The following is a 25,883-nucleotide window of genomic DNA, read 5'->3' as shown; positions in this document are numbered from 1 at the left end:
GTGCGTGGCGGCGCCGGTCAGCCGGCGACGGTCCAGGTGTCCTTGCCGGTCAGCAGGGCACCGAGGTCGCCCTTGCCGTGGCGCTCGACTGCCTGCTCCAGCTGCTCGGCCATCTGCTCGTCGTAGACCGGGCGGCGGACGCTGCGCAGCACGCCGATGGGCGTGTGGTGCAGGGTGTCCGCGTCGGCCAGCCGGGACAGGGCGAAGGCGTTCGTCGGGGAGTCGGCGTGCGCGTTGTGCACGAGGATGCCCTCGGTGCCCTCGGCCGCGACGTCGATGACCTTCAGGTCGCCCGTCGCGGGGTCCCGGACGACGCCCTTCGACCCGAGGCCGTCGCCGCCGTCCTCCGGGAGCAGCGGTGCGCCGAAGCGGATCGGTTCGCCGTGCTCCAGCCGGATCACGGCTTCCAGGGCCTGCTGCTTGTCCTTCAGCGCCTCGAAGGCGCCGTCGTTGAAGATGTTGCAGTTCTGGTAGATCTCCACCAGCGCGGAGCCCGGGTGGGCGGCGGCCTCGCGGAGTACCGAGGTCAGGTGCTTGCGGTCGGAGTCGACGGTGCGCGCGACGAAGCCGGCCTCTGCCCCCAGTGCCAGGGAGATCGGGTTGAACGGTGCTTCCAGGGAGCCCATCGGGGTGGACTTGGTGATCTTCCCGACCTCGGAGGTGGGGGAGTACTGCCCCTTGGTGAGCCCGTAGATCCGGTTGTTGAAGAGCAGGATCTTCAGGTTCACGTTGCGCCGCAGCGCGTGGATCAGGTGGTTGCCCCCGATGGACAGCGCGTCTCCGTCGCCGGTCACGACCCATACCGAGAGGTCCCGGCGGCTGGCGGCCAGGCCGCTGGCGATGGCCGGGGCGCGGCCGTGGATCGAGTGCATCCCGTAGGTGTTCATGTAGTACGGGAAGCGGCTGGAGCAGCCGATGCCGGAGACGAAGGTGATGTTCTCCTTGGCCAGGCCGAGCTCGGGCAGGAAGCCCTGCACGGCCGCGAGCACCGCGTAGTCGCCGCAGCCCGGGCACCAGCGGACTTCCTGGTCGGACTTGAAGTCCTTCATGGTCTGCTTGGCTTCGGCCTTGGGGACCAGGGAGAGGGCCTCAGTGGGCATCGACAGCCTCCTTGAGAGCGGTAGCGAGCTGCTCGGCCTTGAACGGCAGGCCGGTGACCTGGGTGAGGGACTCGATGTCGATCAGGTACTTCGCCCGCAGCAGGCCGGCGAGCTGCCCGAGGTTCATCTCCGGGAGCACGACCTTGTCGTAGGCGGCCAGGACCTCCCCGAGGTTTCCGGGGAACGGGAAGAGGTGGCGCAGGTGTGCCTGGGCGATGCTGCCCCCGGCCCGGCGGATCCGGCGTACGGCGGCGGTGATCGGGCCGTACGTCGATCCCCAGCCCAGGACCAGCACCTTGGCCCGGCCGTCGGCGTCGTCGACCTCGAGATCCGGGACCTCGATGCCTTCGACCTTGGCCTGCCGGGTGCGGACCATGTGGTCGTGGTTGGCGGGGTCGTAGGAGATGTTGCCCGAGCCGTCCTGCTTCTCGATGCCGCCGATGCGGTGCTCCAGGCCCGGTGTGCCGGGGACGGCCCAGGGGCGGGCCAGGGTCTCCGGGTCACGCTTGTAGGGCCAGAACACCTCGGTGCCGTCGTCCAGGGTGTGGTTCGGCGAGGTGGTGAACTGCACGCGCAGGTCGGGGAGCTCGTCCACCTCGGGGACCCGCCAGGGCTCCGAGCCGTTGGCGAGGTAGCCGTCCGACAGCAGGAACACCGGCGTCCGGTAGGTGAGCGCGATCCGGGTGGCCTCCAGGGCGGCGGTGAAGCACTCGCCCGGGGTGGCCGGGGCCACGATCGGCACCGGTGCCTCACCGTTCCGGCCGTACATGGCCTGCAGCAGGTCCGCCTGCTCGGTCTTTGTCGGCAGCCCGGTGGACGGGCCGCCGCGCTGGACGTCGATGACGAGGAGCGGGAGTTCCAGGGAGACGGCCAGGCCGATCGTCTCGGACTTGAGGGCCACTCCGGGGCCGGAGGTGGTCGTCACGCCGAGGCTGCCGCCGAAGGCCGCGCCGAGCGCGGCACCGATGCCGGCGATCTCGTCCTCGGCCTGGAAGGTGCGGATGCCGAAGTTCTTGTGCTTGGACAGCTCGTGCAGCACGTCGGAGGCGGGAGTGATCGGGTACGAGCCGAGGAACAGCGGAAGGTCCGCCTGCTGAGACGCGGCGATCAGCCCGTAAGACAGTGCCAGGTTTCCCGAGATGTTCCGGTAGGTGCCGGTGGGGAAGGCACTGGTGGCCGGGGCCACCTCGTAGGAGGTGGCGAAGTCCTCGGTGGTCTCGCCGAAGTTCCAGCCTGCCCGGAAGGCGGTGAGGTTGGCCTCCGCGATCTCCGGCTGCTTCGCGAACTTGGTGCGCAGGAACCTCTCGGTGCCCTCGGTCGGCCGGTGGTACATCCACGACAGCAGGCCGAGCGCGAACATGTTCTTGGACCGGCCGGCTTCCTTGCGGGTCAGGTCGTAGCCCTTCAGGGCCTCCACGGTCAGCGTGGTCAGCGGTACCGGATGGACGTGGTACCCGGAGAGGGAGCCGTCCTCCAGCGGGTCGGTCGCGTAGCCGACCTTCGCCATGGCGCGCTTGGAGAACTCGTCGGTGTTCACGATGATCTCCGCGCCGCGCGGCACGTCGGCGAGGTTCGCCTTCAGGGCGGCCGGGTTCATCGCGACCAGCACGTTCGGCGCGTCACCCGGGGTGACGATGTCATGATCCGCGAAGTGCAGCTGGAACGAGGAGACGCCCGGCAGGGTCCCGGCAGGGGCCCGGATCTCGGCGGGGAAGTTCGGCAGGGTGGAGAGATCGTTACCGAAGGACGCCGTCTCGGACGTGAAGCGGTCGCCGGTGAGCTGCATCCCGTCTCCGGAGTCGCCCGCGAAGCGGATGATCACCCGGTCCAGACGCTTGACTTCCTTGCTGGTGGTTCGGGCGTCCGGACTGGTCTGTTCGACCTGGCTGGTCACTGCTGTAGCCCTCCCTCGAGGCGGCTCTTGACGGCCATCGTACGTGGGTAAGGGTCGCCTTCCCGGGGGCGATCACATGGTGGACGCCTAAATGAGACGGCAAGTTGTCCGCTATGTCACTCAATGCCCTGACCCCTGACTTCTCCCCTCCTTCACCCTGACCGCAGGCAACTCGCCACGCCATACGTCCTGCAACAGCCTGTCAGTCCGCTAGGAGTTGAGATAGGTCAGGACCGCCAGAACCCGCCGGTGATCTGTGTCACTCTGTGTCAGCCCGAGCTTCATGAAGATGTTGCTGATGTGCTTCTCGACCGCGCCGTGGCTGACCACCAGCTGCTTCGCGACCGCGGAGTTCGTCCGGCCCTCCGCCATCAGCCCCAGCACCTCCCGCTCCCGCGGGGTGAGCCCGGCCAGCACGTCCTGCCTGCGGCTGCGCCCCAGCAGCTGGGCAACCACCTCCGGGTCCAGAGCGGTACCGCCCCGGGCCACCCGGGTCACCGCCTCGACGAACTCACGGACGTCGGCGACCCGGTCCTTCAGCAGGTACCCGACCCCGTGACTGGACCCCGCGATCAGCTCCGTGGCGTACTGCTCCTCGACGTACTGGGACAGCACCAGCACCCCGAGGCCGGGATACGCGCGGCGCAGCTCCACCGCGGCCCGTATCCCCTCGTCGGTGTGGCTGGGAGGCATCCGCACGTCCGCCACCACCACATCCGGCAGCGCACCGGCGCCGGCCAGCTCCCGTACGGCCCGCACCAGGGCCTCCGCGTCCCCCACCCCGGCGACCACCTCCAGACCGCGGTCGGTGAGCAACCGGGTCAGCCCTTCCCGCAGCAGCACCGAATCCTCGGCGATGACCACCCGCACGCTCTGCTTCCCCTCACTGGACCGGCAACACCCGCGGCAGCATCTCACCCGGCCGTCCGCCCCCGGCACGGAAACCGGTCGAGAACCGGTCGCGGCCGGGCGGCGGCCGGTCACTCCCGGGGGTGCCAGGGGAGTGCTGCGGTGAGGGTGGTGGGTCCGCCGGGTGGGGAGGTGAGGGAGAGGAGGCCGTCGACGGCGGCGAGTCGTTCGGTGAGGCCGGTGAGGCCGGTGCCGTTGGTGGGGTCGGCGCCGCCGTGGCCGTTGTCGGTGATCTGGAGGAGGAGGCGGTCGTCGGTGTGCCAGATGTCGAGGGTGGCGGTGGTGGCGCCGCTGTGTTTGCTGATGTTCTGGAGGAGTTCGGAGGCGGTGAAGTAGGTGATGCCTTCGATGGCGGGGGCGGGCCGGGTGGGGAGGTCGACGGTGACCTGCACGGGGACGGTGCAGCGGGCGGCGGTCGCGGAGAGGGCGGGGCCGAGGCCGCGGTCGGTGAGGATGGCGGGGTGGATACTGCGGGCGAGGTCGCGGAGTTCCTGGAGGACGAGTTTGGCCTCGCCGTGTGCTTCGTCGACGAGGCGGGCGGCGGCTCGGGGGTCCTGGGTGAGTTTTTCCTTGGCGAGGCCGAGGTCCATGGCGAGGGCGACGAGCCGGGCCTGTGCGCCGTCGTGCAGGTCGCGTTCGATGCGGCGCAGGTCGGCTGCCGAGGTGTCCAGCACCACCGACCGGTCCGACTCCAGCTGCCGGACCCGCGTCTCCGCCGCGGAGGGACCCAGCAGCCCGGTCACCAGCAGCCGGTCCACCGCGGCGAGCGCCCGGATCACCCATCCGGCGGTGAAGAGCACCGTCAGCCCGACCAGGGGCGCCAGCGCCAGCTCCAGGGGACCGTCCCAGACCCATCCGCCCCCCTGACCGTCCAGGTTCACGCCGGGCCGGTAGACCGGGTCCAGCACCCAGAAGTACACCGGGTACAGCAGGGTCGCCCACCCCCAGACCCACATCGTCAGCACCACGGAGAACGTGAACACCGCCCACGGAAAGTGCACCAGCGCGTACGCCGCGCTGCGCCAGCACTCGCCGCTGCGCAGTACCGCTCCCATCGTGGCCAGCGGGCCGTGGCGGCCCTCGGCGGGCCGCAGCGGCTCCGGATCGCCGATCCGGAGCCCGAGCAGCCCGCGGGCCCGGGCCCGCTCGGCGAAGGCGTAACCGCGCAGGGCCAGCAGCGTGAGACCCAGCAGGGGCAGCCCCACGAACGTGATGAGCAGGCCCCCGCTCACCGCCAGCCCGACCACCGTGAAGGTGAACGCGGCCACCGCGACGGGGAAGTTCAGCAGCAGGTGAAGGCCTTCCCGCCACGTCCGGGCGCCGAAGGCCACCCGGAGCAGGGTCTCCGGCCACCCGCGGCGGGAGGGGGCGGCGCCGGCCGTGTCCGCGGGGGACTGCAGGGTGGTCATGGCTGCCTTTCCGGAGAGCCGGTGCGGGGGTGCCAGGGGAGTGCTGCGGTGAGGGTGGTGGGTCCGCCGGGTGGGGAGGTGAGGGAGAGGAGGCCGTCGACGGCGGCGAGTCGTTCGGTGAGGCCGGTGAGGCCGGTGCCGTTGGTGGGGTCGGCGCCGCCGTGGCCGTTGTCGGTGATCTGGAGGAGGAGGCGGTCGTCGGTGTGCCAGATGTCGAGGGTGGCGGTGGTGGCGCCGCTGTGTTTGCTGATGTTCTGGAGGAGTTCGGAGGCGGTGAAGTAGGTGATGCCTTCGATGGCGGGGGCGGGCCGGGTGGGGAGGTCGACGGTGACCTGCACGGGGACGGTGCAGCGGGCGGCGGTCGCGGAGAGGGCGGGGCCGAGGCCGCGGTCGGTGAGGATGGCGGGGTGGATGCCGCGGGCGAGGTCGCGGAGTTCCTGGAGGACGAGTTTGGCCTCGCCGTGTGCTTCGTCGACGAGGCGGGCGGCGGCTCGGGGGTCCTGGGTGAGTTTTTCCTTGGCGAGGCCGAGGTCCATGGCGAGGGCGACGAGCCGGGCCTGTGCGCCGTCGTGCAGGTCGCGTTCGATGCGGCGCAGGTCGGCTGCCGAGGTGTCCAGCACCACCGACCGGTCCGACTCCAGCTCGGCGATCCTGCGCTCCAGCCCGTCCGACGGCGACAGCAGCGCCCGGACCAGAGCGCGGTCCACGTGCGACAGCCCGCGGGCCAGCCACGGCAGGAGCGGCCAGGCGACGAACAGCGCCACCACGGTCAGGACGAAGGCCGCCAGCGACCACGCCGGACGGACCAGGCAGAACAGCACGGTCCGCCAGCCCACCGGATCCTTCAGCCCGGACCACACCCAGGTGACGGCGCCGCTGCCGCGGGGCCGCGGCAGCGGGCTCGGCTCCTCGACCCGCAGCCCCAGCAGGACGCGTGCCCGCCACCGCTCGTAGCGGGCGAGCTCCCGGCAGCCGGCCAGTCCCAGGGCGAGCACCGGCAGCCCGACGACCGTGACCGCGAGCACTGCCCCGGTGGCCAGCCAGCTCAGCACGGCGGTGAACACGGCCACGTCCACCGGCCAGCTCGTCAGCAGATACCCCAGTTCGCGCCAGGTGGCCGCTCCAAGGGCCGCCCGGGGCGGCGGCAGTGGTGCGTCACAAGCGGCCGGGGCGTCGTCACCCGGGTGCACCGCGTTCGGAGGTCTGCTGGTCATGACCCCAGACTGCCCGGCGGCGGCGGGCGGCCGCCATGGGGCGGATAGGTGGGCCGGGGTGGGGCTGTCCCCACCCCCCGGGAAACCGGACCGGGACGCCCGCGGATACCGGAGGTGAGCAGTCACCTGCGGACGCCCCGGTCACAAGCAACAGTGCACCGCCTACACTCCCGTGGGTACGGATCGCCGACGCCGCCCGCTCGCGGGCACGGTCGCGGCAGATCGGGACACCTCACGGAGAGGCCGCTCAGGTGCCGGACTACTTCCACGGCTACACGGTCGTCGGGCTGGTCGCGGTCGTCGGTGTGCTGTTCGTGGCCGTGGCGTTCACCGCCGGACGGCTCCTGCGCCCGGCGGTGCCGACACCGGAGAAGCTGCTCACCTACGAGTGCGGAGTCGACCCGGTCGGCGAGGGCTGGGCTCACACCCAAGTCCGCTACTACCTGTACGCCTTCCTCTACGTGATCTTCGCCGTCGACGCGATCTTCCTCTTCCCCTGGGGCACGGTGTTCGCCGCGCCCGGCTTCGGCGGTGTCACCCTCGTGGAAATGTTCATCTTCCTCGGCTTCCTCGCCGTCGGACTGCTCTACGCCTGGAAGAAGGGCGTTCTCACATGGACGTGAAGCCCACCCCGCCCACCCTGGGGGTGCTCTCCCGGCTCGCGCCCGAGCCGATGAAGGTCATCCTCAACTGGGGCCGCCGCTACAGCCTCTGGGTCTTCAACTTCGGACTCGCCTGCTGCGCCATCGAGTTCATCGCCGCATCGATGTCCCGGCACGACTTCATCCGGCTCGGCGTCATCCCGTTCGCCCCCGGGCCCCGGCAGGCCGACCTCATGGTGGTGTCCGGCACGGTCACCGACAAGATGGCCCCCGCCGTGAAACGCCTCTACGAGCAGATGCCCGAGCCGAAGTACGTGATCTCCTTCGGCGCCTGCTCCAACTGCGGCGGCCCGTACTGGGATTCCTACTCGGTGACCAAGGGAGTCGACCAGATCATCCCGGTCGACGTGTACGTGCCGGGCTGCCCGCCGCGCCCCGAGGCCCTGCTCCAGGGCATCCTCACCCTCCAGGACCGGATCGCCGCGGAGTCCACCGCCGACCGCTACGCCGCACCGGCCCCTGTGGCGGCCTTGACCAGCGACCCGGTGGCCCCGCCACCGCCACCCGGGAAGGACAGCCGGTGAGCTGGTTGCCGAACAGCCCCGAGGAGCTCTTCGGGGAGGGCGCGAGCGCGTCCGACGCCTACGGCCTGCTCACCGTCGAGGTGCCCGCCGCAGCCTGGGTGCCCGCTCTGGAGACCGCCCGCGACACGCTCGGCTGCACCTTCTTCGACTGGCTGAGCGCCGTGGACGAGCAGGCGGACGGTTTCCAGGTGTGCGCGCACCTCGTCGCGCTGGGCACCCCGCCCCGGCGGCTGCTGCTGCGCACCACCGTCCCGCACGACGAGCCGGCCCTGCCGACCGCCACCGGCGTGTACGCCGGAGCTGCCTGGCACGAGCGGGAGACCCGGGAAATGTTCGGCATCGGCTTCCCCGGCCATCCGCACCCGGAGCCCCTGCTGCTGCCGGAGACGTTCGAAGGCCACCCGCTGCGCAAGGACTTCGTGCTGGCAGCCCGGGTCGTCAAGGCATGGCCCGGGGCGAAGGAACCGGGAGAGTCCGCGCACGGCGGCCCCAAGCGCCGGCAGATGCTGCCGCCCGGCGTCCCCGACCCCAACGAATGGGGCCCGCTCAAGGGGACGTTCCCCGACGCCCCGGCCCGCCCGGCACGCGGCCGGGGCGGCGCCGCGCCCGGGGAGCGCCCGGCGCGGCGGGCGCGTACGGCAGGAGAAGGGCCGGCGAGGCGGCCGGCGGCAGCCGATGCCGCCCGGCCCGAACGGCAGCCGGCCTCGGCGGAGTCCCCGGCTCCGGCGGAGCCGACGGAGCCCCCGGACGCCCGGAAGCCGGCACCGCGGAGCCCCGACGCGCCCTGGCACGACCCGCGCCCTGCCGGGGAGGAGACCGGGCGTCCCGCGGAGCGCCCGGCGGACCCGCCGCCCGCGCCCGGCGAAAAGCCCGCGCCCGGCGAGGGATCCGCGGACGGCGACCGGGAGGGGGACAGCTGATGGACCTGCTCGACGTCCTGCTGCGACTGGCGGCCGTCCTGGCCGCCTTCCTGCTGCTCCCGCTGCTCGTCGGCCAGGCCGAGCACAAGGTCATGGCCCACATGCAGGGCCGGGTCGGCCCCATGCACGCCGGCGGCTTCCACGGCTGGGCCCAGCTCGCCGCCGACGGGGTGAAGTTCGCCCAGAAGGAGGACACCGTCCCGGCCGGGGCCGACCGGCGGCTGTTCCAGCTGGCACCCGCCCTCGCCCTCATCCCCTACTTCGTCGTCCTCATCGCCATCCCGATCGGTCCCGGCGGCATGGTCGGGCAGGTCATCGACGCCGGCATCTTCTTCGTGCTCGCCGTCCTGGGACTGGGGGTGCTGGGGCAGCTCGTCGGCGGGTGGGCCTCCGCGAACAAGTACTCGATGCTGGGCGGTCTGCGCACCGCGGCGCAGCTGATGGCCTACGAGCTGCCGCTGCTGCTGGCCGCAGCCTCCGTGGTGATGGCTGCCGGAACCCTCAGCCTCACCGGCATCCTCGACGCCTTCCAGTGGTGGTGGATCCCCTGGCAGCTGGTCGGCGGCGCGATCTTCTTCACCGCCGGGATCGCCGAGCTGCACCGGCCGCCGTTCGACGCCCCGATCGCACCCGAGGAGATCATCTTCGGCGCCTTCACCGAGTACTCCGGGCTGCGCTTCGCGCTCTTCCTCCTCGCCGAGTACGCCGGAATCGTCATCGTCTCCGCGCTCACCGCCGTCCTCTTCCTCGGCGGCTGGCACGGCCCCTTCCCCGACCAGCTCGGCTGGCTGTGGATGCTGCTCAAGACCGGCGCGCTGTGCTTCCTGGTGATCTGGGCCCGGGTCGCCTGGCCGCGGTTGCGCACCGACCAGATCCAGAAGTTCGCCTGGACCGTCCTGGTGCCCCTCGCCCTGGCGCAGATCGCGCTCACCGGCATCGTCAAGGTGGTGATCTCATGAGCTTCGGAACCGGTCTCGCCAAGGGCCTCGCCGTCACCTTTCGCGCGATGACGCGCCGTGCCGTGACCCAGCAGTATCCGGAGGTCCAGCCCGCACTGCCGCCGCGCAGCCGCGGCGTCATCGCACTGTTCGAGGAGAACTGCACCGTCTGCATGCTGTGCGCCCGGGAGTGCCCCGACTGGTGCATCTACATCGACTCCCACAAGGAGAGCCTGCCGGCCGCCGCCCCGGGCGGGCGCGAACGCAGCCGGAACGTCCTCGACCGGTTCGCCATCGACTTCGCGCTCTGCATGTACTGCGGGATCTGTATCGAGGTCTGCCCGTTCGACGCCCTGTTCTGGTCGCCCGAGTTCGAATACGCGGAGACCGACATCCGCGAACTCACCCACGAGCGGGACAAGCTGCGCGACTGGATGTGGACCGTGCCCGAACCGCCCCCGCTGGACGAGGCCGCCGAGGAGCCCAAGGAACTGGCCGCGGCCCGCAAAACCGCCGACAAGCTCGCCGCCCAGCACGCGGAACAGCAGGCGGAGCAGCCCGGCCGGCGGCCGGAGGACGACGCGTGAACCTCCTCGCCACCGAATCCCCCGGCTTCCTCTCACCCTCCGGGGTCGGGATCGTCTTCCTCCTCGTCGGCGTCATCGTCCTGGGCGCCGCGGTGCTCTGCGTGACCAGCAGGCAGCTGGTGCACGCCGCGCTCTACCTGGTGGTCGCGCTCGGCGGGCTCGCCGTCCAGTACCTGCTGCTCACCGCCGAGTTCATCGCCTGGGTCCAGGTGCTCATCTACCTCGGCTCGGTGGTGGTGCTGCTGCTCTTCGGACTGATGCTCACCAAGGCGCCCATCGGCCCCTCCCCGGACGCCGACTCGCGCAACCGGCCCGTCGCCCTCGCGGTCGCCCTCGCGGCCGCCGCCACGCTCGTCGCCCTCGTCGTCGACGCCTTCCGCACCACCTGGATCGACCTCGACACCCCGCACGGCAGCACCGGCGCCCTCGGCGAAAGCCTGTTCCGGCACTGGGTCCTGCCGTTCGAAGCCCTCTCGGTGCTCCTGCTGGCCGCCCTCATCGGAGCCATCGTCGTGTCCCGCAGGACGACCGGCCCGGCCCGGCCCGGCACCCCCGCCCCCGGCGACGGCCCGGAGCCCGGCGGCTCCGCGAAGGAGGAGCAGCGCTGATGCACCTCGCCTACCCGGCCGTCCTCGCCGCCCTGCTGTTCTGCGTCGGCCTCTACGGCGTCCTGGCCCGGCGCAACGCCATCCTGGTGCTCATGTCGGTGGAGCTGATGCTCGCCGCCGTCAGCCTCAACCTCGTCGCCTTCGACGTCTGGCTCAAGGACGCCCTGCACTCCGGTCAGATCTTCACCCTCTTCCTCATCGCGGTCGCCGCCGCCGAAATCGGCATCGGTCTCGCCCTCGTGCTGCTCGTCCACCGCACCCGCGGAGACTCCGCCGTCGACCGGCTGCGTGAGCTCAACGACCGGGAGCACACCGGGAACGCGCCCACCGAACGGGAGGCCGCCCAGTGAGCACCACCACCGCTGCCGTCCTGGTCCCGCTGCTGCCCTTCGCAGCCGCCGCGCTGATCCTGCTCACCGGCCGCCGCGCCCCCGGCTTCGTGCGCCCGCTGGCCGTGCTGCCCACCCTGGCCGCCGCCGCCCTCGCCGTGTTCGTCGCCCTGCGCCAGGGCGGCGGTGAGCCGATCGGCGCCGCCACCCAACTCACCCCCACCGGCAACGACGCGCTCCCCATCGACCTCGCCCTGCACCTGGACGGCTTCGCGGTCCTGGTCGCGGTGCTCGTCACCGTCGTCGCCGGCTGCGTGCAGCTGTACTCCACCGGCTACCTGCGAGGCGACGCCCGCTACGCCTCGTACTCCGCCCTGGTCTCCCTCTTCACCGCCGCGATGCTGCTCGTCGTCTACACCGACGACCTCATCGTGCTGCTCGTCGGCTGGGAAGTCATGGGCATCTGCTCCTACTTCCTGGTCGGCCACTACTGGGAGACCGCCGCCGCCCGCGCCGCCTCCCTCAAGGCCTTCCTGGTCACCAAGCTCGGCGACGTGCCTTTCCTCATCGGCATCCTCGCCCTCGCCTCCGAGGCCGGCACCTTCCGGATCAGCTTCATCGTCAACCGGCTCACCGGCATGGACCCCCTTGCGCTCGGCCATCCCACGCTCATCGCGCTGCTGCTGCTCCTCGGAGTCGCCGGAAAGTCCGCCCAGGTCCCGCTGCACACCTGGCTGCCCGACGCCATGGCCGGCCCCACCCCGGTCTCCGCGCTCATCCACGCGGCGACCATGGTCACCGCGGGCGTCTATTTCATCGCCCGGCTGCTCCCGGTCTTCACCGCCTCCGCCGCCGCGCTGATCGTGCTCGCCGTCCTGGCCGCCCTCACCATGGTCGGCTCGGCGCTGGCCGCGCTCGCCCAGGACGACATCAAACGGGTGCTGGCGTACTCCACCATCGGCCAGCTCGGCCTGATGACCGGCGCCCTCGCCGTCGCCGACCGCGAGGCCGCCGTCTTCCACCTGCTGACCCACGGCGCGTTCAAGGCCCTGCTCTTCCTCGCGGCCGGGGTCCTCATCCAGACGGCGGGAACCGGCTCGCTGACCGTGCTGTCCCGGATGCGCGACCTCAAGCGCCGTGCCCCGGACGCCTACTGGACGATGACCATCGGGCTGCTCGCGCTCGCCGCGATCCCCCCGTTCGCCGGGTTCTACTCCAAGGAGGCAGTCATCGCCGCCGCCGAGCACGGCGCCCTGGATCCGGCCCCCGGCCTGCCCGCCGCCGCCGGCTGGATCGTGCTGGTCGCCGCCCTGCTCACGGCCGTCCTCACCGCCGCCTACGCGGCCCGGCTGTGGCTGCTCGCCTTCCACGACCCGGTCGGCGCCAGGACCGAGGCCGTCCCGGTCCGTGAGGCCGCCTCCCCGGTCATGACCCTGGTGCTGTGGCTGCTCGCCCTGCCTTCCCTCGCTCTGGGCCTGACCTACGGCCCGCTGGCCGACTGGCTCGGCGGAGGGTCCCTCGCACCGGTCCTGTCCACCTCCCTGGTGGCCACCGGTGCCGCCCTCGCCGGAGGCGTCGTCACCTACATCGCCTGGCGCCGCGCCTACGAGTCGGACCGGCCGGTCGACCCCGGACCCGCCCTGCTGGGCCGCCTCCACCGGCACGCCGCGGCCGGCTTCCACGCCGACACCGCCTACGGGACCGTGCTCGTGCGGCCCACCGTGGCCGCCGCCCGCCTGGTGCGCTTCCTCGACACGGCCGTCGTCGACACCTACGTGCGCGGCGCCGCCGCCGCCCCCGGGCTGCTGGGCGCCCTCACCCGCCGCGCCCAGACCGGCAACGTCCAGACCTACCTCAGCGTGCTGACCGTCGGTGCCCTGGTACTCGCGCTCACCGCCGTCCTCGTGGCCTCCGGAGGGTGACGCCGTGCTGCATGCTCCCGGGGGCCGACCCCCGACCCCCCGGCCGGACACGACGTCCCGAGGTGAACCGCAGTGATCAGCCTCAGTGAATTCACGATGCAGCTGCTGCTCGCCGCCCTCATCGTCCTGCCGCTGCTCGGCGCCGGCGCCGCGCTGCTGCCCGTGCCACCCGGCCTGCGGGGCCGTGACCCGGACCAGGCCGTCCTGCGGCACGGGGTCACCGTCACCGGCGCCGTCCTGCTCGGCACACTGGTCCTGGCCGCCGCGTTCGACCACGGCGACCCGGCCCGGATGCAGGCCACCAGCGACATCAGCTGGATCCCCGCGCTCGGTGTCCGGCTGCACGTCGGCCTCGACGGCATCTCCCTCCCGCTGTTCGTGCTCACCGCGCTGCTGACCTTCCTGTGCGCCGTGTACAGCTACTTCCGGATGCCGCCGGGCCCGGGCGCCAAGGGCTTCGTGGCCTTCCTGCTGGTCCTGGAGACCGGCACCCTGGCCACCTTCGCGGCGCTCGACCTGGTGCTGTTCTTCCTGGCGTTCGAGATGGTGCTCATCCCGATGTACTTCCTCATCGCCCGCTGGGGAGGCGCCGGCCGCGGGCCGGCCGCCTGGAAGTTCATCCTCTACACCCTCCTCGGCTCCGTCCTGATGCTGCTGGGGTTCCTGCTCATCGGCCTGCGGGCCGGCACCTTCGACATGGTCGCGCTCGCCGAGGCGCACGGCGCAGGGCTGAGCCACTCCACCCAGTTCCTCGCGGTCCTCGCCATCGGTCTCGGCTTCGCGGTGAAGACCCCGATGTGGCCGCTGCACAGCTGGCTCCCCGACGCCCACACCGCCGCACCCACGGCCGGCTCCGTCCTGCTGGCCGGAGTGCTCCTCAAGATGGGCACCTACGGTCTGGTCCGCATCGCCCTGCCGGTGACGCCCGACGGCATGCACACCCTGGCGCCCTACCTCGGCGCCTTCGCCGTGGTGGGCATCCTCTACGGCTCGCTGGCCTGTCTCGCCCTGGTGCGCCAGGGCGCCGGCGGAGACCTCAAACGGCTCATCGCCTACTCCTCCGTCGGCCACATGGGCTTCGTGCTGCTCGGCATCTCCACGCTCACCGCCACCGGCGTCAACGGCGCGCTGTTCGCCAACGTCGCCCACGGGCTCATCACCGGCCTGCTGTTCTTCCTCGTCGGAGCCCTCAAGGAACGGGTCGGCAGCACCGACCTCGACCGGCTGGCCGGGGCCGGCGGGGCCGCCCTCTACGGCCGCACGCCGCGCATCGGCGCACTGATCGCCTTCGCCGCCGTGGCCTCCCTGGGGCTTCCCGGGCTGGCCGGGTTCTGGGGCGAGATGCTCGCCATGCTCGGCGCCTACCACCCGGCCGACGGGCTGCACCGTCCGTTGTATCTCACCTTCCTCGCCCTCGCCGGGCTCGGCACCCTGCTCACCGCCGCCTACCTGCTGCTGATCGTCCGGCGCGTCTGCATGGGCGACACCCCGGTGCCGGCCACCGGAGGGCAGGACCGGCCCGCCCCGGCCGTACTGCCCGACCTGCGGGGCCACGAGTTCGCCGCCTGGAGCCCGCTCGTCGCCCTCACGCTCCTCGCCGGACTCTGGCCCGCGGTCCTCCTGCACCTCACCGATCCGGCCGTGCAGAACCTCCTGCCGGGAGTCGCCCGATGAACCTCATCCAGACCGTCGACTGGACGGCCCTCGCGCCCCCCGTGATCGCCGCGGCCACCGCGCTCGCCGTCGTGCTCGCCGACCTGTTCCTGCCGGAGAACCGCAAGCGGCTGCTCGGCCCCCTGGCCCTCGGCGGGCTGGCCCTCGCCGCCCTGTCCCTGCTGCCGCTGCGCGCCGGCGACCGCACCACGTTCTGCCTCACCCAGGACCCCGGGCTCTGCTCCTACGTCGCCGACCCGTTCACGCTGATCATCCAGCTCCTCGTACTCGGCGGGGCCTTCGTCGCCGCACTGATGTCCCTGCCGGACCTGCGTCCCGGGCCGGAGGAGCCCGGGTCCCTGCCCCGCGGCGAGTTCTGGTTCCTGCTGCTGGCCTCCGCCGCCGGCGCCGCGCTGCTGCCCGCCGCCCGCGACCTGGCCACCCTGATCATCGCCCTGGAGGTCGCCACCCTCCCGGCCTACGCCCTGGTCGGCCTGCGCCGCGGCAGCCGGAACGGTCCCGAGGCGGCCCTGAAGTTCTTCCTGACCTCCGTCACCGCCACCGCGGTCACCCTGCTCGGCATCAGCTTCGTGTACGCCGGGGCCGGCAGCCTGCACCTCACCGAGATCGGCACCGCGCTGCCCGGGGCCGACCCGCAGCTGGCCACCCTCGCCGAGGCCGGGGTCGCCCTCACCCTCGTCGGCTTCGCCTTCAAGACCGCGGCCGTGCCGTTCCACTTCTGGGTGCCCGACACCTACCTCGGCGCCCCGTTGCCGGTGGCCGGCTACCTCTCGGTCGTCGGCAAGACCGCCGGGCTGGCCGGCCTCATCCTGGTGATCACCCTCGCTTTCCCGGCCTTCGGCAGCCTCTGGGGACCGGTCGTCGCCGTGCTCGCCGGACTCACCATGACCGCGGGCAACGTCGCGGCCCTGCGCACCCGCCCCGACGCCCCGCACAGCGCCATCAGACTCCTCGCCTGGTCCTCCGTCGGCCAGGCGGGCTACCTGCTGGTGCCGATCGCCGCGGCGGCCCACGCCGCCGACGTCACGGTGGCCGTCGGCGCCACGGTGGCCTACGCACTGATGTACGCCGTGGTGAACCTGGGCGTCTTCGCCATCGCCGTGCACGTCGCCCGGCACCACCCCGGCCACCGCATCGCCGATTACCGGGGCCTGTACGCCGAACACCCGCTGCTCGCGCTGGCCCTCGGCTTCTTCCTGCTCTGCCTGGCCGGACTGCCGCCCGGGCTCGTCGGCCTGTTCGCCAAGATCGTCGTCTTCCGGTCGGCCGTCGACGCCGGGCTCGGGGTGCTGGCCGTCGTCATGGCGCTGAACGTCGTCGTCGCGCTCTACTACTACCTCCAGTGGACCGCGATCCTCTTCCGGGCCCCGGAGGCTGTGCCCGAGGACGCCGCTCCCCGGCCCGCCGCCGCGGAAACCCCGGAGGCCCCGACCGCGGGGACTGCCGTGGGCACCGGTCCCGCCACCCCGGACAGCCCGGCCGCGGCCGTCACCACGGACACCGCCGCCGCCCTCCCCGTACGGCCGCTCGCCGCTCCGCTGGCGGCTGCCGTCGCCCTCACGGCCGGGCTCGGCATCCTCCTCTCCGGGGCCCCGCAGCTCATCCTCCGCTTCGCCTCCGAAGCCCTGCTCTGAGCACCGCGGCGCCGCCACCGCTACGGCGCGTGCGCGGCGCAGGGCGGCACAAGGGGGGGGGAACGGTTCGGGAGGCTCTGCCGTTGTCCGTTCGGGAGTGTCCGCTGTGCGTGGATCGCATCCCCTGAACCCGGACATCGCGACCCCCCACAGCACGACTCGGAGGGCACCCCGTGCACCGCCACCACAACGGACTGAAGACCGCGGCCCTGCTCGGCGGGATGTCCGCCCTGATCCTGGTCATCGGGAGCCTCTTCGGCCGTGGCGGACTCCTCATCGCCCTCCTCGTCGCGCTGGCCACCAACGGCTACGCCTACTGGAACAGCGACAAGCTCGCCCTGCGCTCCATGCGGGCCCGGCCGGTCAGCGAGTTCGAGGCGCCCGAGCTCTACCGCATGGTCCGGGAGCTGGCCGGAGCCGCACGGCAGCCCATGCCCCGGCTGTACATCTCGCCCACCGACGCGCCCAACGCCTTCGCCACCGGCCGCAACCCCCGTAACGCCGCGGTCTGCTGCACCGAAGGCATCCTGCGCCTCCTCGACGAGCGCGAGCTCCGCGGCGTCCTCGGCCACGAGCTCAGCCACGTCTACAACCGCGACATCCTGATCGCCTCGGTGGCCGGGGCCATGGCCTCGGTGATCATGTTCCTGGTGCAGTTCGCCTGGCTGCTGCCGGGCCGCTCCGGCCGGGGGCCGGGCATCGTCGGCCTGCTCCTGATCGGGCTGCTCGGACCGCTCGCCGCCTCGCTCATCCGGATGGCAGTCAGCCGGTCCCGCGAATACGAGGCCGACGCCTCCGGAGCCCGCCTCACCGGGGACCCGCTCGCCCTGGCCAGCGCCCTGCGCAAGCTGGAGGCCGGCACTCAGGCGCTGCCGCTCCCGCCCGAGCCCAAGATCGAGGCGGCCAGCCACATGATGATCGCCAACCCCTTCCGCCGCGGTGAGGGCATGGCACGCATGTTCGCCAGCCACCCGCCGATGGGGGACCGGATCTCCCGACTGGAGCGGATGGCGGGCGGGCAGTACTGACACAGACCGCCGCCGAGCCCGCCCGCCACAGGAAGCGACCGCACCGTGAAGACCGTCCTCAACGTCATCTGGCTGATCTTCTCCGGCCTGTGGATGGCGATCGGCTATGCCGTCGCCGGCCTCATCTGCCTGGTCCTCATCATCACCATCCCCTGGGGTCTGGCGTGTTTCCGGATAGCCGCCTACGCCCTCTGGCCCTTCGGCTACCGCGTGGTGCAGCGTTCCGGATCGGGGCTCCCCTCCGGCATCGGCAACATCATCTGGCTGCTGGTCGCCGGGATCTGGATCTCCCTCGCCCACGTCGTGGCGGCCGTCGGCTTCTTCCTCACCATCATCGGCATCCCCTTCGGCATCGCCCACCTCAAGATGATCCCGGTCTCCCTCATGCCCCTGGGCCGCGAGATCGTGCCCACCGACAGCGCCTACCCCTCCTACCGGTGGTAGCCCCCGCTGCGGCCCGGAGGCCCGGCCGATGAACCTGGACGCGCTCGACGCCCTCGGGGGATTCTTCGCCCTGCGCACCGACCCCCCGCCGTCCGGCCGCACCGTGCCGCTGGCGCAGGTGTACGCGGGCGGGGACGTGCAGCTCCACCGCCGGATCGCGGCCGTGGGGGAGCGGCTCGGACACCCGGAGCCCCGGGTCGCCGCGTCGCTCGCCCAGCTCTCGCTCGCCTCCCGGCTCTGGTCGGTCGGGCTGGGCGCCGCCGTGCTGCACGGCACGGTCCCCGACCTGGCTCCCGACCGCCTGCACTGGGACCCGGACGGCCAGGCGCCCGACGACCTGTGGCTGCCCGCCCCGCGTCCGCGCCCGGTTCCCTCCGACCTGCCCCGGCTGCTGGCCGACAGCATCCTGGCCGACCACCTCCTCCCGCTGGAGACGGCCGTCCGCCGGGTGTGCCCGGTCGCCGCCGGGCTGCTGCGCGGCAACGCCGCCTCCGCCCTCGCGGGCGCACTGCGGCAACTCGGCCAGTGGTGCCTGCGGCACGGCCGGGAGGACCGGGCGCATCGCGCCCGGCACCTCACCGCCGCACTGTTCCACCACCCGGCGCTGCGCGGCACCGGCAGCCTCAACGGCACCGCGTTCCGCCGTACCAGCTGCTGCCTGTACTACCGGATACCCTCCGGTGGCGTGTGCGGCGACTGCGTCTTCCCCCGGCCGCCCGGAGGGCGCTGAACCCAGCTCACCCCGCCGGCACGTGGCTGCCGGCGGGACCGCGGCGCTGCCGCCCGAAGTGGAACAGGCCGACCGACAGCGAGGCGATCAGCAGCACCAGCATGCCGCCGAGCATCCAGCCGGTGCCGAAGTTGACGATCAGGGGGATCGCCGCCGCGGTGATGAGACCGCCCCCGAAGAAGGGCTCCAGGGCGAGCTGCTTGTAACCGAACGCCGGATAGGCGGGGGTGCGCAGCTCCGGGTCGGCGATGCGCAGCAGGATCAGCCCGGTGGCGGTGACGCCCAGCGACTGACCCATGTCGGCGATGCCCCGCTCGAACCAGTAGTCCGGCATCATCCGCGGTGCCAGGAACACGAAGGCGAGCACCGACCACAGCAGGCCCACCGCCGCCAGCAGCGCGAACGCCCCCATGTTCTCCGCGATGACCTGCAGGGACAGGGTGCCGAGCGCGGCAATGATCAGCATGTCCAGGGAGAAGCCCTGGAGACGCTCCACCAGCTGCCGGTCCACCACGTCGTGCCGGTCGAAGACCTGGATGGCGAGCTGCACCAGGATGCCGCCGATCATCGCCAGGGGGAACAGCGGGACGTAGGCGAAGAGCTCCACGTTCTCCGCCCAGAAGACCGCTTCGATCCACTGCAGCAGCGACAGCAGCAGCCAGCCGACGATCACCGAGAGGGCGAGCAGCCCGAAGTGCAGCGTGAGCGGCTCGATGGAGGCCGGCTGCACCGTCAGGGTGCCCGCCGAGCGCCGCCGCTGCTTCTCCACCAGTCCGGCCTGTTCGGAGACGGACGGGCTCGCGTGCTGTTGCAGCTCCACGGTCCGGCCGGTGCGCACCCCCCAGTTGATGAGGCCGATGCCGATGATGATGCCGGACAGCAGGCCGATCGTCGCCAGCCCCAGGGCGAGATCCTGCCCCTCGGGGAACCCGAACTCGGCGAAGGTGTCCCCCAGCCCGGCGGCCGTGCCGTGTCCCCCCTCGAAGCCGATCTCGATCAGGGCGCCGGTGAACGGCGGCAGCCCGAAGACCGGGCCGAGGACGATCAGCGCCAGCAGGATGCCCAGCACGTACTGACCGCTGCTCAGCGCCATACCGAAGGCGATCTGCGGTCCGGCGACCCGGCCGGCCTCGCGCAGGCCCGGCAGCCGGTGGCCGAGGAAGAGCCCGGCGAACACCACCGAGATCAGCAGCCCCGGCAGGGTGGACCAGACCTCCAGGATTTCCGGGGTGAAGAGGCCCGCCTCGGCGAACCGGTCGGTGCCCAGCGCGCTCGCGAGCTGTCCGAGGACGTCGGGTCCGCACAGCAGTGCGAGCCCTCCGCCGATGATCGAGCTGGGCACGAACAGCTTCTGGGCCAGCCGCCACTTCACTCGGATGATCTTGGCGAGCAGCATGACCCCGCCGAGCAGCAACAGCGCGAATCCGATGACGTCCGCGGACATCCAGGGCCTCTCCCGCCAGCCAGATGAGTCGTGCTGCGGACGTTACCCCGCCATCGCCCGATAAGCTCCCAAGGCAGGACATATCGGGGAGGTCTGTCGTGCCAGGGCTACTCGGTCCCGGCCCGGGACCGGGCGTCGGCTGCCCGCCCACGCCTGGGCCTCGGCACTCATGGCGGCGGGCGGCGGACGGGCGGCCTCCGCCCACCGGCTCACTGCCCCCGGTGGCGCAGTGGCCGCGACCGCGGCGGCCGGGGCGCTCGCCCTCCTGGCCGCCGCTGTCCTCCTGCACCGTTGCGGACGGTCACCGGCCGCCGCACCGGCTACCGGTAGTTGACGAACTGCACCGGGAAGTCGAAGTCCTTCTCCTTGACCAGCTGCTGCACCTGCTGCAGGGCGTCACGGCTCTTGGAGCTGACCCGCAGCTCCTCGCCCTGCACCTGGGCCTTCACGCCCTTGGGACCCTCGTCGCGGATGAGCTTGGCGACCTTCTTGGCGTCGTCGGTCGAGATGCCCTCCTTGAGTGTGGAGAAAAGCTTGAACTCCTTACCGGACGCCTGCGGTTCGCCGGAGTCCAGCGCCTTCAGCGAGATACCGCGCTTGACCAGCTTGGTCTGGAAGATGTCCAGGACGGCCTTCGCCCGCTCGTCGGAGTTGGCGCGGATCTCGATCTGCTCCCCGGACCAGGAGATGGACGCGTCGACGCCCTTGAAGTCGTAGCGCTGCGAGACTTCCTTGGCAGCCTGGTTCAGGGCGTTGTCGACCTCCTGCCGGTCGACCTTCGAGACGATGTCGAAACTGGAGTCGGCCATGGTCGGGCTCCTCGTGCGTCACATGAGTACGGATCTACGGCGAGCCAGCCTAGCCACCCCGCACCGCGAGCACCTCCCCGCGAACCGGGTGGCGGACCACCCCCGGGGATCGGGTAAGGTTTACGGCGTTGCCAGGGAAGCCCGCGAGCGGCTCCCCCGGCAGCGATCCCAGGCGGTGTGCCCGAGCGGCCAAAGGGAGCAGACTGTAAATCTGCCGGCTCAGCCTTCCCAGGTTCGAATCCTGGCGCCGCCACAGGAGTAAGAGGGGCCCCTGACCTGCTGAAAGCAGGTCAGGGGCCCCTCTTTGCCGACTCGTGGCGCGCACGGCGCGTTTCCACGTGGAAACCGCCTCCGTGCACGGGGAAACGCGCCCGATTCCGCACGCCGCTCCCCTCCGCAGGGGTCAGGCCGCCGCCGCTGAGACGGCCTCGGTGACCGGTGTGTCGCCGCTCACCAATTCCAGGGTCAGGCCCGCGGTGCGTGGTTCGTCCAGGAGGGCGAGCAGCACGGCCGCCACGTCGTCCCGGGGGATCTCCGAGCGGCCCGTCCGGGGAGCGAGCCGGACCAGGCCGGTGCCCGGGTCGTCGGTCAGCCGGCCCGGCCGAAGAATCGTCCATTCCAGCCGGTCGCGGGCCCTCAGGTCGGCGTCCGCGGCTGCCTTGGCCCGCAGGTAGGCAGCGAAAACCGGGTCGGTCTCCGGCGGCGGCTCGCGATCCGCCCCCATGGAGGACAGCATCAGGTAGCGGCGCACCCCGACCCGCTCGGCCGCCTCGGTGAAGAGTTCGGCTCCCGCCCGGTCCATGGAGTCCTTCCGCGCCTCGCCGCTGCCCGGTCCGGCGCCGGCTGCGAAGACGACGGCGTCGGCGTCCGCAAGGTGCCGTGAGACGTCCGCCACCGCCGCGCTCTCCAGGTCGCAGATGACGGGCTCGGCCCCGGCCGCCAGCAACGCCCCGGCCTGTTCGGGTTTTCGGATGAGGCCTGCGACCTGGTCACCGCGACTGCTGAGCAGTTGCTCGAGCCGCAGGGCGATCCGGCCGTGACCTCCAGCGATAACTGTGCGCATGCCTTCGACCGTACGCCCGTGCGGCCCGGTCGGCTGCCGGAACGACCGGAACGGAGGGGTGTCGACGGGGCCCGCCGACCGGCCCGGTAAGGATTTCTCCTTCCGCGCGGGAGCGTGTAACCTTTCCATCGCTCGCCCCAATAGCTCAGTCGGCAGAGCGTCTCCATGGTAAGGAGAAGGTCAACGGTTCGATTCCGTTTTGGGGCTCTGAGGTGTAAGGCCTCCCATGAAGTGTGGGAAGCTTGGCATCCATGGCGGCGTAGCTCAGTCGGTAGAGCAAACGGCTCATAATCGTTGTGTCACCGGTTCAAGTCCGGTCGCCGCTACTTTACTCTCAGTAGCCGATTGCGGGGTCGGACCTTCGATCGGCTACTGTCGCTGTGTTGAATCCGTCCATCCGTCAAGGAGCACTCACGTGGCTGCCACAGACGTCCGCCCGAAGATCACGCTGGCCTGCGTGGAGTGCAAGGAGCGGAACTACATCACCAACAAGAACCGGCGCAACAACCCCGACCGGCTCGAGATGAAGAAGCACTGTCCGCGCTGCAACAGCCACACCGCGCACCGCGAGACGCGCTGACCACAGAATCACCGGATGAGGCCGTCCCCGAGAGGGGGCGGCCTCATACCTGTCTCCCGGAGGTAACCAGTCCATGGCGCTCGACCAGTCGTTCGTCGGGCGGAGCTATCCGCCCACCGAGCCCTACGAGGTGGGCCGGGAGAAGATCCGCGAGTTCGCCCAGGCCGTGCGGGACGACAACCCCGCGTACACGGACCGGGCTGCGGCCGAGGCACTGGGCCACCCGGACGTGATCGCTCCGCCCACCTTCATCTTCACGCTGACCTACCAGGCCGCCGCCCAGGTGGTACAGGACCCGCTGCTGGGCCTGGACTACAGCCGGGTCGTGCACGGGGACCAGAAGTTTGTGTACTCCCGGCCGGTCCGGGCGGGGGACCAGCTGTCGGTGACCTCCACGATCGACGCCATCAGGTCGATGAGCGGCAACGACATCCTGGACATCCGGGGCGAGGTGCACGACGCCTCCGGCGCCCACGTGGTCACCGCCCACACCAAGCTGGTGGCCCGTGCGGCCGGGGAAGAGGCAGCGGCATGACCGCCCGGATCGCGTACGCCGACGTCGAGGCCGGCACCGAGCTGCCGGCCCAGGTCTTCCCGGTGACCCGCGACGCCCTGGTGCGTTACGCGGGTGCCTCCGGGGACTTCAACCCGATCCACTGGAGCGAGCGCTTCGCCAAGGACGTCGGGCTGCCGAACGTCATCGCGCACGGCATGTTCACCATGGCCGAGGCGATCCGGGTGGTCACCGACTGGACGGGCGACCCGGCCGCGGTGGTGGAGTACGGCGTGCGGTTCACCAAGCCGGTGCCGGTCCCGGACACCGACGCGGGCACCACCATCGAGGTCTCCGCGAAGGTGTCCGCCAAGCTCGACGACGAGGCGCGCACGGTGCGTGTCGATCTCACCGCCATGAACGCCGGGCTGAAGGTGCTCGGCATGGCCCGCGCCGTCGTGAAGCTGGCCTGAGCCCATCGCCGCCTCCGCCCGCCCCTGCCGGGCCCGCGCGATCGGCAACGGTCCGGGCCGGTGTCCCCGCGAGCCCGCCGGGGTGGTGAGCCGGTCGCGCGGCTGTGGTATCGGACACATTGCCGCGTACGTTTGGCAGGGCGGTGAAGTGGGGAAGCGCCGGGGCGAGAACGCCGTTCTGCGGCCCTGGCGCCCCCGCCCCGGGGCCGGCGCGGTCCCTGGTGCCCGCCACGCTGCGCCACCCCTGCCGCAGGCGCCGTATTCTTGGCCTGTGCAGCTACAACACCACGCGCCCCTGGCTCCGCTCACCACGCTTCGGCTCGGTGGCCCTGCCACGCGCCTCGTCACCGCCACCACCGACGACGACGTGATCGCCGTGGTCCGGGAGGCCGACGCCACAGAGACCCCCCTGCTGATCATCGGCGGCGGCAGCAACCTCGTCATTGCCGACGAGGGCTTCGACGGTACGGCCCTGCGCATCGCCACCTCCGGTATCCGTCTCGACGGCACCCGCCTGGAGCTCGCCGCCGGTGAGAACTGGTCCGGAGCCGTGGCCCGCACGGTCGAGGAAGGCCTGGCCGGCATCGAGTGCCTGGCCGGGATCCCGGGCTCGGCCGGTGCCACACCGATCCAGAACGTCGGTGCGTACGGTCAGGAGGTCTCCTCGGTCATCACCGAGGTGGTGGCCTACGACCGCAGGGAGGGGCGGACGGTCACCCTGTCCGGCGCCGACTGCGGCTTCGCCTACCGGAACAGCCGGTTCAAGGCCGACCCCGAGCGCTTCGTGGTGCTCCGGGTGAGCTTCGCGCTGGAGGACGCCGACGGCTTGTCCGCTCCCCTCGGCTACGCCGAGACGGCGCGGATGCTCGGCGTGCAGCCCGGCGAGCGCGCCCCCGTGGCTGACGTCCGCAACGCTGTCCTGAAGCTGCGGGCCGGCAAGGGCATGGTGCTGGACCCGGAGGACCACGACACCTGGTCGGCGGGCTCCTTCTTCACCAACCCGGTGCTCGGCGAAGCGGCGTACGCGGCATTCCTGGTCCGGGCCGCGGAACGGTTCGGACCGGACCTCACCCCGCCCTCGTACCCGGCGGGGGAGGGCCGCACCAAGACCTCCGCGGCCTGGCTCATCGACCGTGCCGGCTACCCGAAGGGGTACGGCTCCGGGGCGGCCCGCATCTCCGGCAAGCACACCCTCGCGCTCACCAACCGCGGCAACGCCCGGACCGAGGACCTGCTCAGCCTGGCCCGCGAGGTGCGGGCCGGAGTACAGGCCGCCTTCGGGGTCACGCTGGTGAACGAGCCGGTGCTCGTCGGCACCCGGCTCTGACCACCGAGGCCTTCTGCCACCGGGGGTTCCCGGAGCGCCCGCCCCGGCGCCCGGGGGCCACGGCGGTTCTCACAGGGAGAGCCACTCCTCGATCCCGGCCAGCAGTTTCTCCCGCACGTCCGGGGGCGCCGCGGTCGCCCGGACCGACTGCCGGGCCAGCTCGGCCAGTTCCTCGTCGGTGAAGGCGTGGTACCGGCGCGCGATCTCGTACTGCTCGGCAAGCCGGGAGCCGAACAGCAGCGGGTCGTCGGCACCCAGCGCCATCGGCACCCCGGCGTCGAAGAGCGTGCGCAACGGCACGTCCTCCAGCCGCTCGTAGACGCCGAGAGCGACGTTCGACGCCGGGCAGACCTCACAGGTCACCCCCGACTCCGCGAGCTGCCGCAGCAGCCCGGGATCCTCGGCGGCCCGCACCCCGTGGCCCACCCGGTGGGCCCGGAGATCGTCCAGGCAGTCCCGGATGCTGGACGGTCCCGCCAGCTCGCCGCCGTGCGGCGCGGCCAGCAGCCCACCGTCCCTGGCGATCGCGAAAGCCCGGTCGAAGTCCCTGGCGAAGCCGCGCCGTTCGTCGTTGGACAGCCCGAAGCCGACGACGCCCCGGTCCGCGTAACGGACGGCCAGCCGGGCCAGGGTGCGGGCGTCCAGCGGATGCTTCATACGGTTCGCGGCGACCAGCACCCGCATGTCCAGGCCGGTCTCCCGGGCGGTGGTGTCCACCGCGTCGAGAATGACCTCCAGAGCCGGGATCAGCCCGCCCAGCCGGGGCGCGTAGGAGGTCGGGTCGACCTGGATCTCCAGCCAGCGCGAGCCGTCCTTGAGGTCCTCCTCCGCAGCCTCACGGACCAGCCGCTGGATGTCCTCCGGCTCGCGCAGGCAGGACCGTGCCATGTCGTACAGCCGCTGGAACCGGAACCAGCCGCGCTCGTCGGTGGCGCGCAGTTGCGGGGGTTCACCGCCGCGCAGCGCCTCGGGCAGATGAACCCCGTACTTGTCGGCCAGCTCCAGGAGGGTGCCGGAACGCATGGATCCGGTGAAATGCAGATGGAGATGGGCTTTCGGCAGCAGCCGGACGTCGCGAACACTCACCATTCCCAGATCTTAGGGTCCCGGGGCGGCGGGTTTTCCTCCCGGGGGACCCCAGGTCGCCGGGCGGGAGCGGCCCGGACAG

The 25,883-nt window shown here is 71.8% G+C and carries 26 protein-coding genes and 3 tRNA genes; 20 read left to right on the top strand and 9 right to left on the bottom strand.

From position 1 onward, the window contains the following. Positions 1-17: 17 nt before the first annotated feature. The 5 genes from PJ985_RS22720 to PJ985_RS22700 form a co-directional block, all read right to left on the bottom strand. Positions 18-1,100 (bottom strand): 2-oxoacid:ferredoxin oxidoreductase subunit beta, encoded by a 1,083-nt coding sequence (locus PJ985_RS22720; protein WP_271685768.1) that lies wholly within the window; start codon positions 1,098-1,100, stop codon positions 18-20. Beyond that, positions 1,090-2,994 carry a 2-oxoacid:acceptor oxidoreductase subunit alpha gene (locus tag PJ985_RS22715; RefSeq protein WP_271685767.1) on the bottom strand — a complete coding sequence of 635 codons (1,905 nt, stop codon included), beginning with the start codon at positions 2,992-2,994 and terminating at the stop codon, positions 1,090-1,092. The genes PJ985_RS22720 and PJ985_RS22715 overlap by 11 nt, the downstream gene beginning before the upstream one ends. 210 nt (positions 2,995-3,204) lie before the next feature. After that, positions 3,205-3,864, bottom strand: a complete 660-nt coding sequence (locus tag PJ985_RS22710) for a response regulator transcription factor (protein ID WP_271685766.1) — start codon at positions 3,862-3,864, stop codon at positions 3,205-3,207. 110 nt (positions 3,865-3,974) lie between these two features. Next, entirely contained in the window at positions 3,975-5,312 is a 1,338-nt protein-coding gene (locus PJ985_RS22705) for a sensor histidine kinase (RefSeq protein WP_271685765.1), read from the bottom strand. Further along, positions 5,309-6,526 (bottom strand): sensor histidine kinase, encoded by a 1,218-nt coding sequence (locus PJ985_RS22700; RefSeq protein WP_271685764.1) that lies wholly within the window; start codon positions 6,524-6,526, stop codon positions 5,309-5,311. Before PJ985_RS22700 ends, PJ985_RS22705 begins: the two co-directional genes overlap by 4 nt. A gap of 251 nt (positions 6,527-6,777) precedes the next feature. Here PJ985_RS22700 and PJ985_RS22695 point away from each other — a divergent pair, with 251 nt between their 5' ends. From PJ985_RS22695 to PJ985_RS22635, 13 genes are all read left to right on the top strand, one after another. Beyond that, positions 6,778-7,149 carry an NADH-quinone oxidoreductase subunit A gene (locus tag PJ985_RS22695; RefSeq protein WP_271685763.1) on the top strand — a complete coding sequence of 124 codons (372 nt, stop codon included), beginning with the start codon at positions 6,778-6,780 and terminating at the stop codon, positions 7,147-7,149. Next, a complete protein-coding gene (locus tag PJ985_RS22690) occupies positions 7,140-7,712 on the top strand; it encodes an NADH-quinone oxidoreductase subunit B (protein WP_271685762.1) in 573 nt (190 codons plus the stop codon). Before PJ985_RS22695 ends, PJ985_RS22690 begins: the two co-directional genes overlap by 10 nt. Beyond that, positions 7,709-8,632, top strand: coding sequence for an NADH-quinone oxidoreductase subunit C (locus PJ985_RS22685; protein WP_271685761.1), 924 nt, complete (start codon positions 7,709-7,711; stop codon positions 8,630-8,632). The genes PJ985_RS22690 and PJ985_RS22685 overlap by 4 nt, the downstream gene beginning before the upstream one ends. Next, the gene (locus PJ985_RS22680; RefSeq protein WP_271685760.1) at positions 8,632-9,591 is read left to right on the top strand and encodes a complex I subunit 1/NuoH family protein; all 960 of its coding nucleotides are present in this window, start codon (positions 8,632-8,634) and stop codon (positions 9,589-9,591) included. Before PJ985_RS22685 ends, PJ985_RS22680 begins: the two co-directional genes overlap by 1 nt. Continuing rightward, positions 9,588-10,157, top strand: a complete 570-nt coding sequence (locus PJ985_RS22675) for a NuoI/complex I 23 kDa subunit family protein (RefSeq protein ID WP_271685759.1) — start codon at positions 9,588-9,590, stop codon at positions 10,155-10,157. Before PJ985_RS22680 ends, PJ985_RS22675 begins: the two co-directional genes overlap by 4 nt. Continuing rightward, positions 10,154-10,765 carry an NADH-quinone oxidoreductase subunit J family protein gene (locus PJ985_RS22670; RefSeq protein WP_271685758.1) on the top strand — a complete coding sequence of 204 codons (612 nt, stop codon included), beginning with the start codon at positions 10,154-10,156 and terminating at the stop codon, positions 10,763-10,765. The genes PJ985_RS22675 and PJ985_RS22670 overlap by 4 nt, the downstream gene beginning before the upstream one ends. Continuing rightward, positions 10,765-11,115, top strand: coding sequence for an NADH-quinone oxidoreductase subunit NuoK (gene nuoK, locus PJ985_RS22665; RefSeq protein WP_271685757.1), 351 nt, complete (start codon positions 10,765-10,767; stop codon positions 11,113-11,115). The genes PJ985_RS22670 and nuoK overlap by 1 nt, the downstream gene beginning before the upstream one ends. Further along, entirely contained in the window at positions 11,112-13,016 is a 1,905-nt protein-coding gene (locus tag PJ985_RS22660) for an NADH-quinone oxidoreductase subunit 5 family protein (RefSeq protein ID WP_271685756.1), read from the top strand. The genes nuoK and PJ985_RS22660 overlap by 4 nt, the downstream gene beginning before the upstream one ends. Before the next feature lie 96 nt (positions 13,017-13,112). Continuing rightward, complete coding sequence (locus PJ985_RS22655; protein WP_271685769.1) at positions 13,113-14,690, top strand: complex I subunit 4 family protein; 1,578 nt, start codon at positions 13,113-13,115, stop codon at positions 14,688-14,690. After that, a complete protein-coding gene (locus PJ985_RS22650; protein WP_271685755.1) occupies positions 14,687-16,324 on the top strand; it encodes an NADH-quinone oxidoreductase subunit N in 1,638 nt (545 codons plus the stop codon). The genes PJ985_RS22655 and PJ985_RS22650 overlap by 4 nt, the downstream gene beginning before the upstream one ends. A gap of 173 nt (positions 16,325-16,497) precedes the next feature. Continuing rightward, positions 16,498-17,352 (top strand): zinc metalloprotease HtpX, encoded by an 855-nt coding sequence (gene htpX, locus PJ985_RS22645; RefSeq protein ID WP_271685754.1) that lies wholly within the window; start codon positions 16,498-16,500, stop codon positions 17,350-17,352. 45 nt (positions 17,353-17,397) lie between these two features. After that, positions 17,398-17,796, top strand: coding sequence for a YccF domain-containing protein (locus PJ985_RS22640; RefSeq protein WP_271685753.1), 399 nt, complete (start codon positions 17,398-17,400; stop codon positions 17,794-17,796). Between the two features lie 28 nt (positions 17,797-17,824). Beyond that, the gene (locus tag PJ985_RS22635; RefSeq protein ID WP_271685752.1) at positions 17,825-18,526 is read left to right on the top strand and encodes a (2Fe-2S)-binding protein; all 702 of its coding nucleotides are present in this window, start codon (positions 17,825-17,827) and stop codon (positions 18,524-18,526) included. A 7-nt stretch (positions 18,527-18,533) separates the two neighbouring features. Here the strand turns inward: PJ985_RS22635 and PJ985_RS22630 are convergent, their stop codons facing one another. Further along, positions 18,534-19,970: a sodium/glutamate symporter gene (locus PJ985_RS22630; RefSeq protein ID WP_271685751.1), complete on the bottom strand. Its 1,437-nt coding sequence runs from the start codon at positions 19,968-19,970 to the stop codon at positions 18,534-18,536. 320 nt (positions 19,971-20,290) lie between these two features. After that, positions 20,291-20,779, bottom strand: coding sequence for a YajQ family cyclic di-GMP-binding protein (locus tag PJ985_RS22625; protein ID WP_271685750.1), 489 nt, complete (start codon positions 20,777-20,779; stop codon positions 20,291-20,293). A 171-nt stretch (positions 20,780-20,950) separates the two neighbouring features. On the opposite strand from PJ985_RS22625, the gene PJ985_RS22620 reads away from it, so the two are divergent. After that, positions 20,951-21,032 (top strand) — tRNA-Tyr (locus PJ985_RS22620). A 150-nt stretch (positions 21,033-21,182) separates the two neighbouring features. Here the strand turns inward: PJ985_RS22620 and PJ985_RS22615 are convergent. After that, a complete protein-coding gene (locus PJ985_RS22615; protein ID WP_271685749.1) occupies positions 21,183-21,842 on the bottom strand; it encodes an NAD(P)H-binding protein in 660 nt (219 codons plus the stop codon). A 134-nt stretch (positions 21,843-21,976) separates the two neighbouring features. On the opposite strand from PJ985_RS22615, the gene PJ985_RS22610 reads away from it, so the two are divergent. The 6 genes from PJ985_RS22610 (at position 21,977) to PJ985_RS22585 (ending at position 24,715) form a co-directional block, all read left to right on the top strand. After that, positions 21,977-22,049, top strand: a tRNA-Thr gene (locus tag PJ985_RS22610). Between the two features lie 46 nt (positions 22,050-22,095). Continuing rightward, positions 22,096-22,168: transfer RNA gene (locus PJ985_RS22605), tRNA-Met, on the top strand. 89 nt (positions 22,169-22,257) lie between these two features. After that, positions 22,258-22,422, top strand: coding sequence for a 50S ribosomal protein L33 (gene rpmG, locus PJ985_RS22600; RefSeq protein ID WP_271685748.1), 165 nt, complete (start codon positions 22,258-22,260; stop codon positions 22,420-22,422). Between the two features lie 73 nt (positions 22,423-22,495). Continuing rightward, positions 22,496-22,957 (top strand): MaoC family dehydratase N-terminal domain-containing protein, encoded by a 462-nt coding sequence (locus tag PJ985_RS22595; RefSeq protein ID WP_271685747.1) that lies wholly within the window; start codon positions 22,496-22,498, stop codon positions 22,955-22,957. After that, positions 22,954-23,388 carry a MaoC family dehydratase gene (locus PJ985_RS22590; RefSeq protein ID WP_271685746.1) on the top strand — a complete coding sequence of 145 codons (435 nt, stop codon included), beginning with the start codon at positions 22,954-22,956 and terminating at the stop codon, positions 23,386-23,388. Before PJ985_RS22595 ends, PJ985_RS22590 begins: the two co-directional genes overlap by 4 nt. Before the next feature lie 271 nt (positions 23,389-23,659). Continuing rightward, entirely contained in the window at positions 23,660-24,715 is a 1,056-nt protein-coding gene (locus PJ985_RS22585) for a UDP-N-acetylmuramate dehydrogenase (RefSeq protein ID WP_271685745.1), read from the top strand. Positions 24,716-24,784: 69 nt separating this feature from the next. Here PJ985_RS22585 and PJ985_RS22580 read toward each other — a convergent pair whose 3' ends face one another. After that, a complete protein-coding gene (locus PJ985_RS22580) occupies positions 24,785-25,804 on the bottom strand; it encodes an adenosine deaminase (RefSeq protein ID WP_271685744.1) in 1,020 nt (339 codons plus the stop codon). Positions 25,805-25,883: the final 79 nt, after the last annotated feature.

The sequence above is a fragment of the Streptomyces sp. ACA25 genome, assembly GCF_028200735.1.
Taxonomy (GTDB): Bacteria; Actinomycetota; Actinomycetes; order Streptomycetales; family Streptomycetaceae; genus Streptomyces.
Note: the sequence above shows the minus strand (reverse complement) of the source record. Positions and strands in the feature narration are given on the sequence as shown.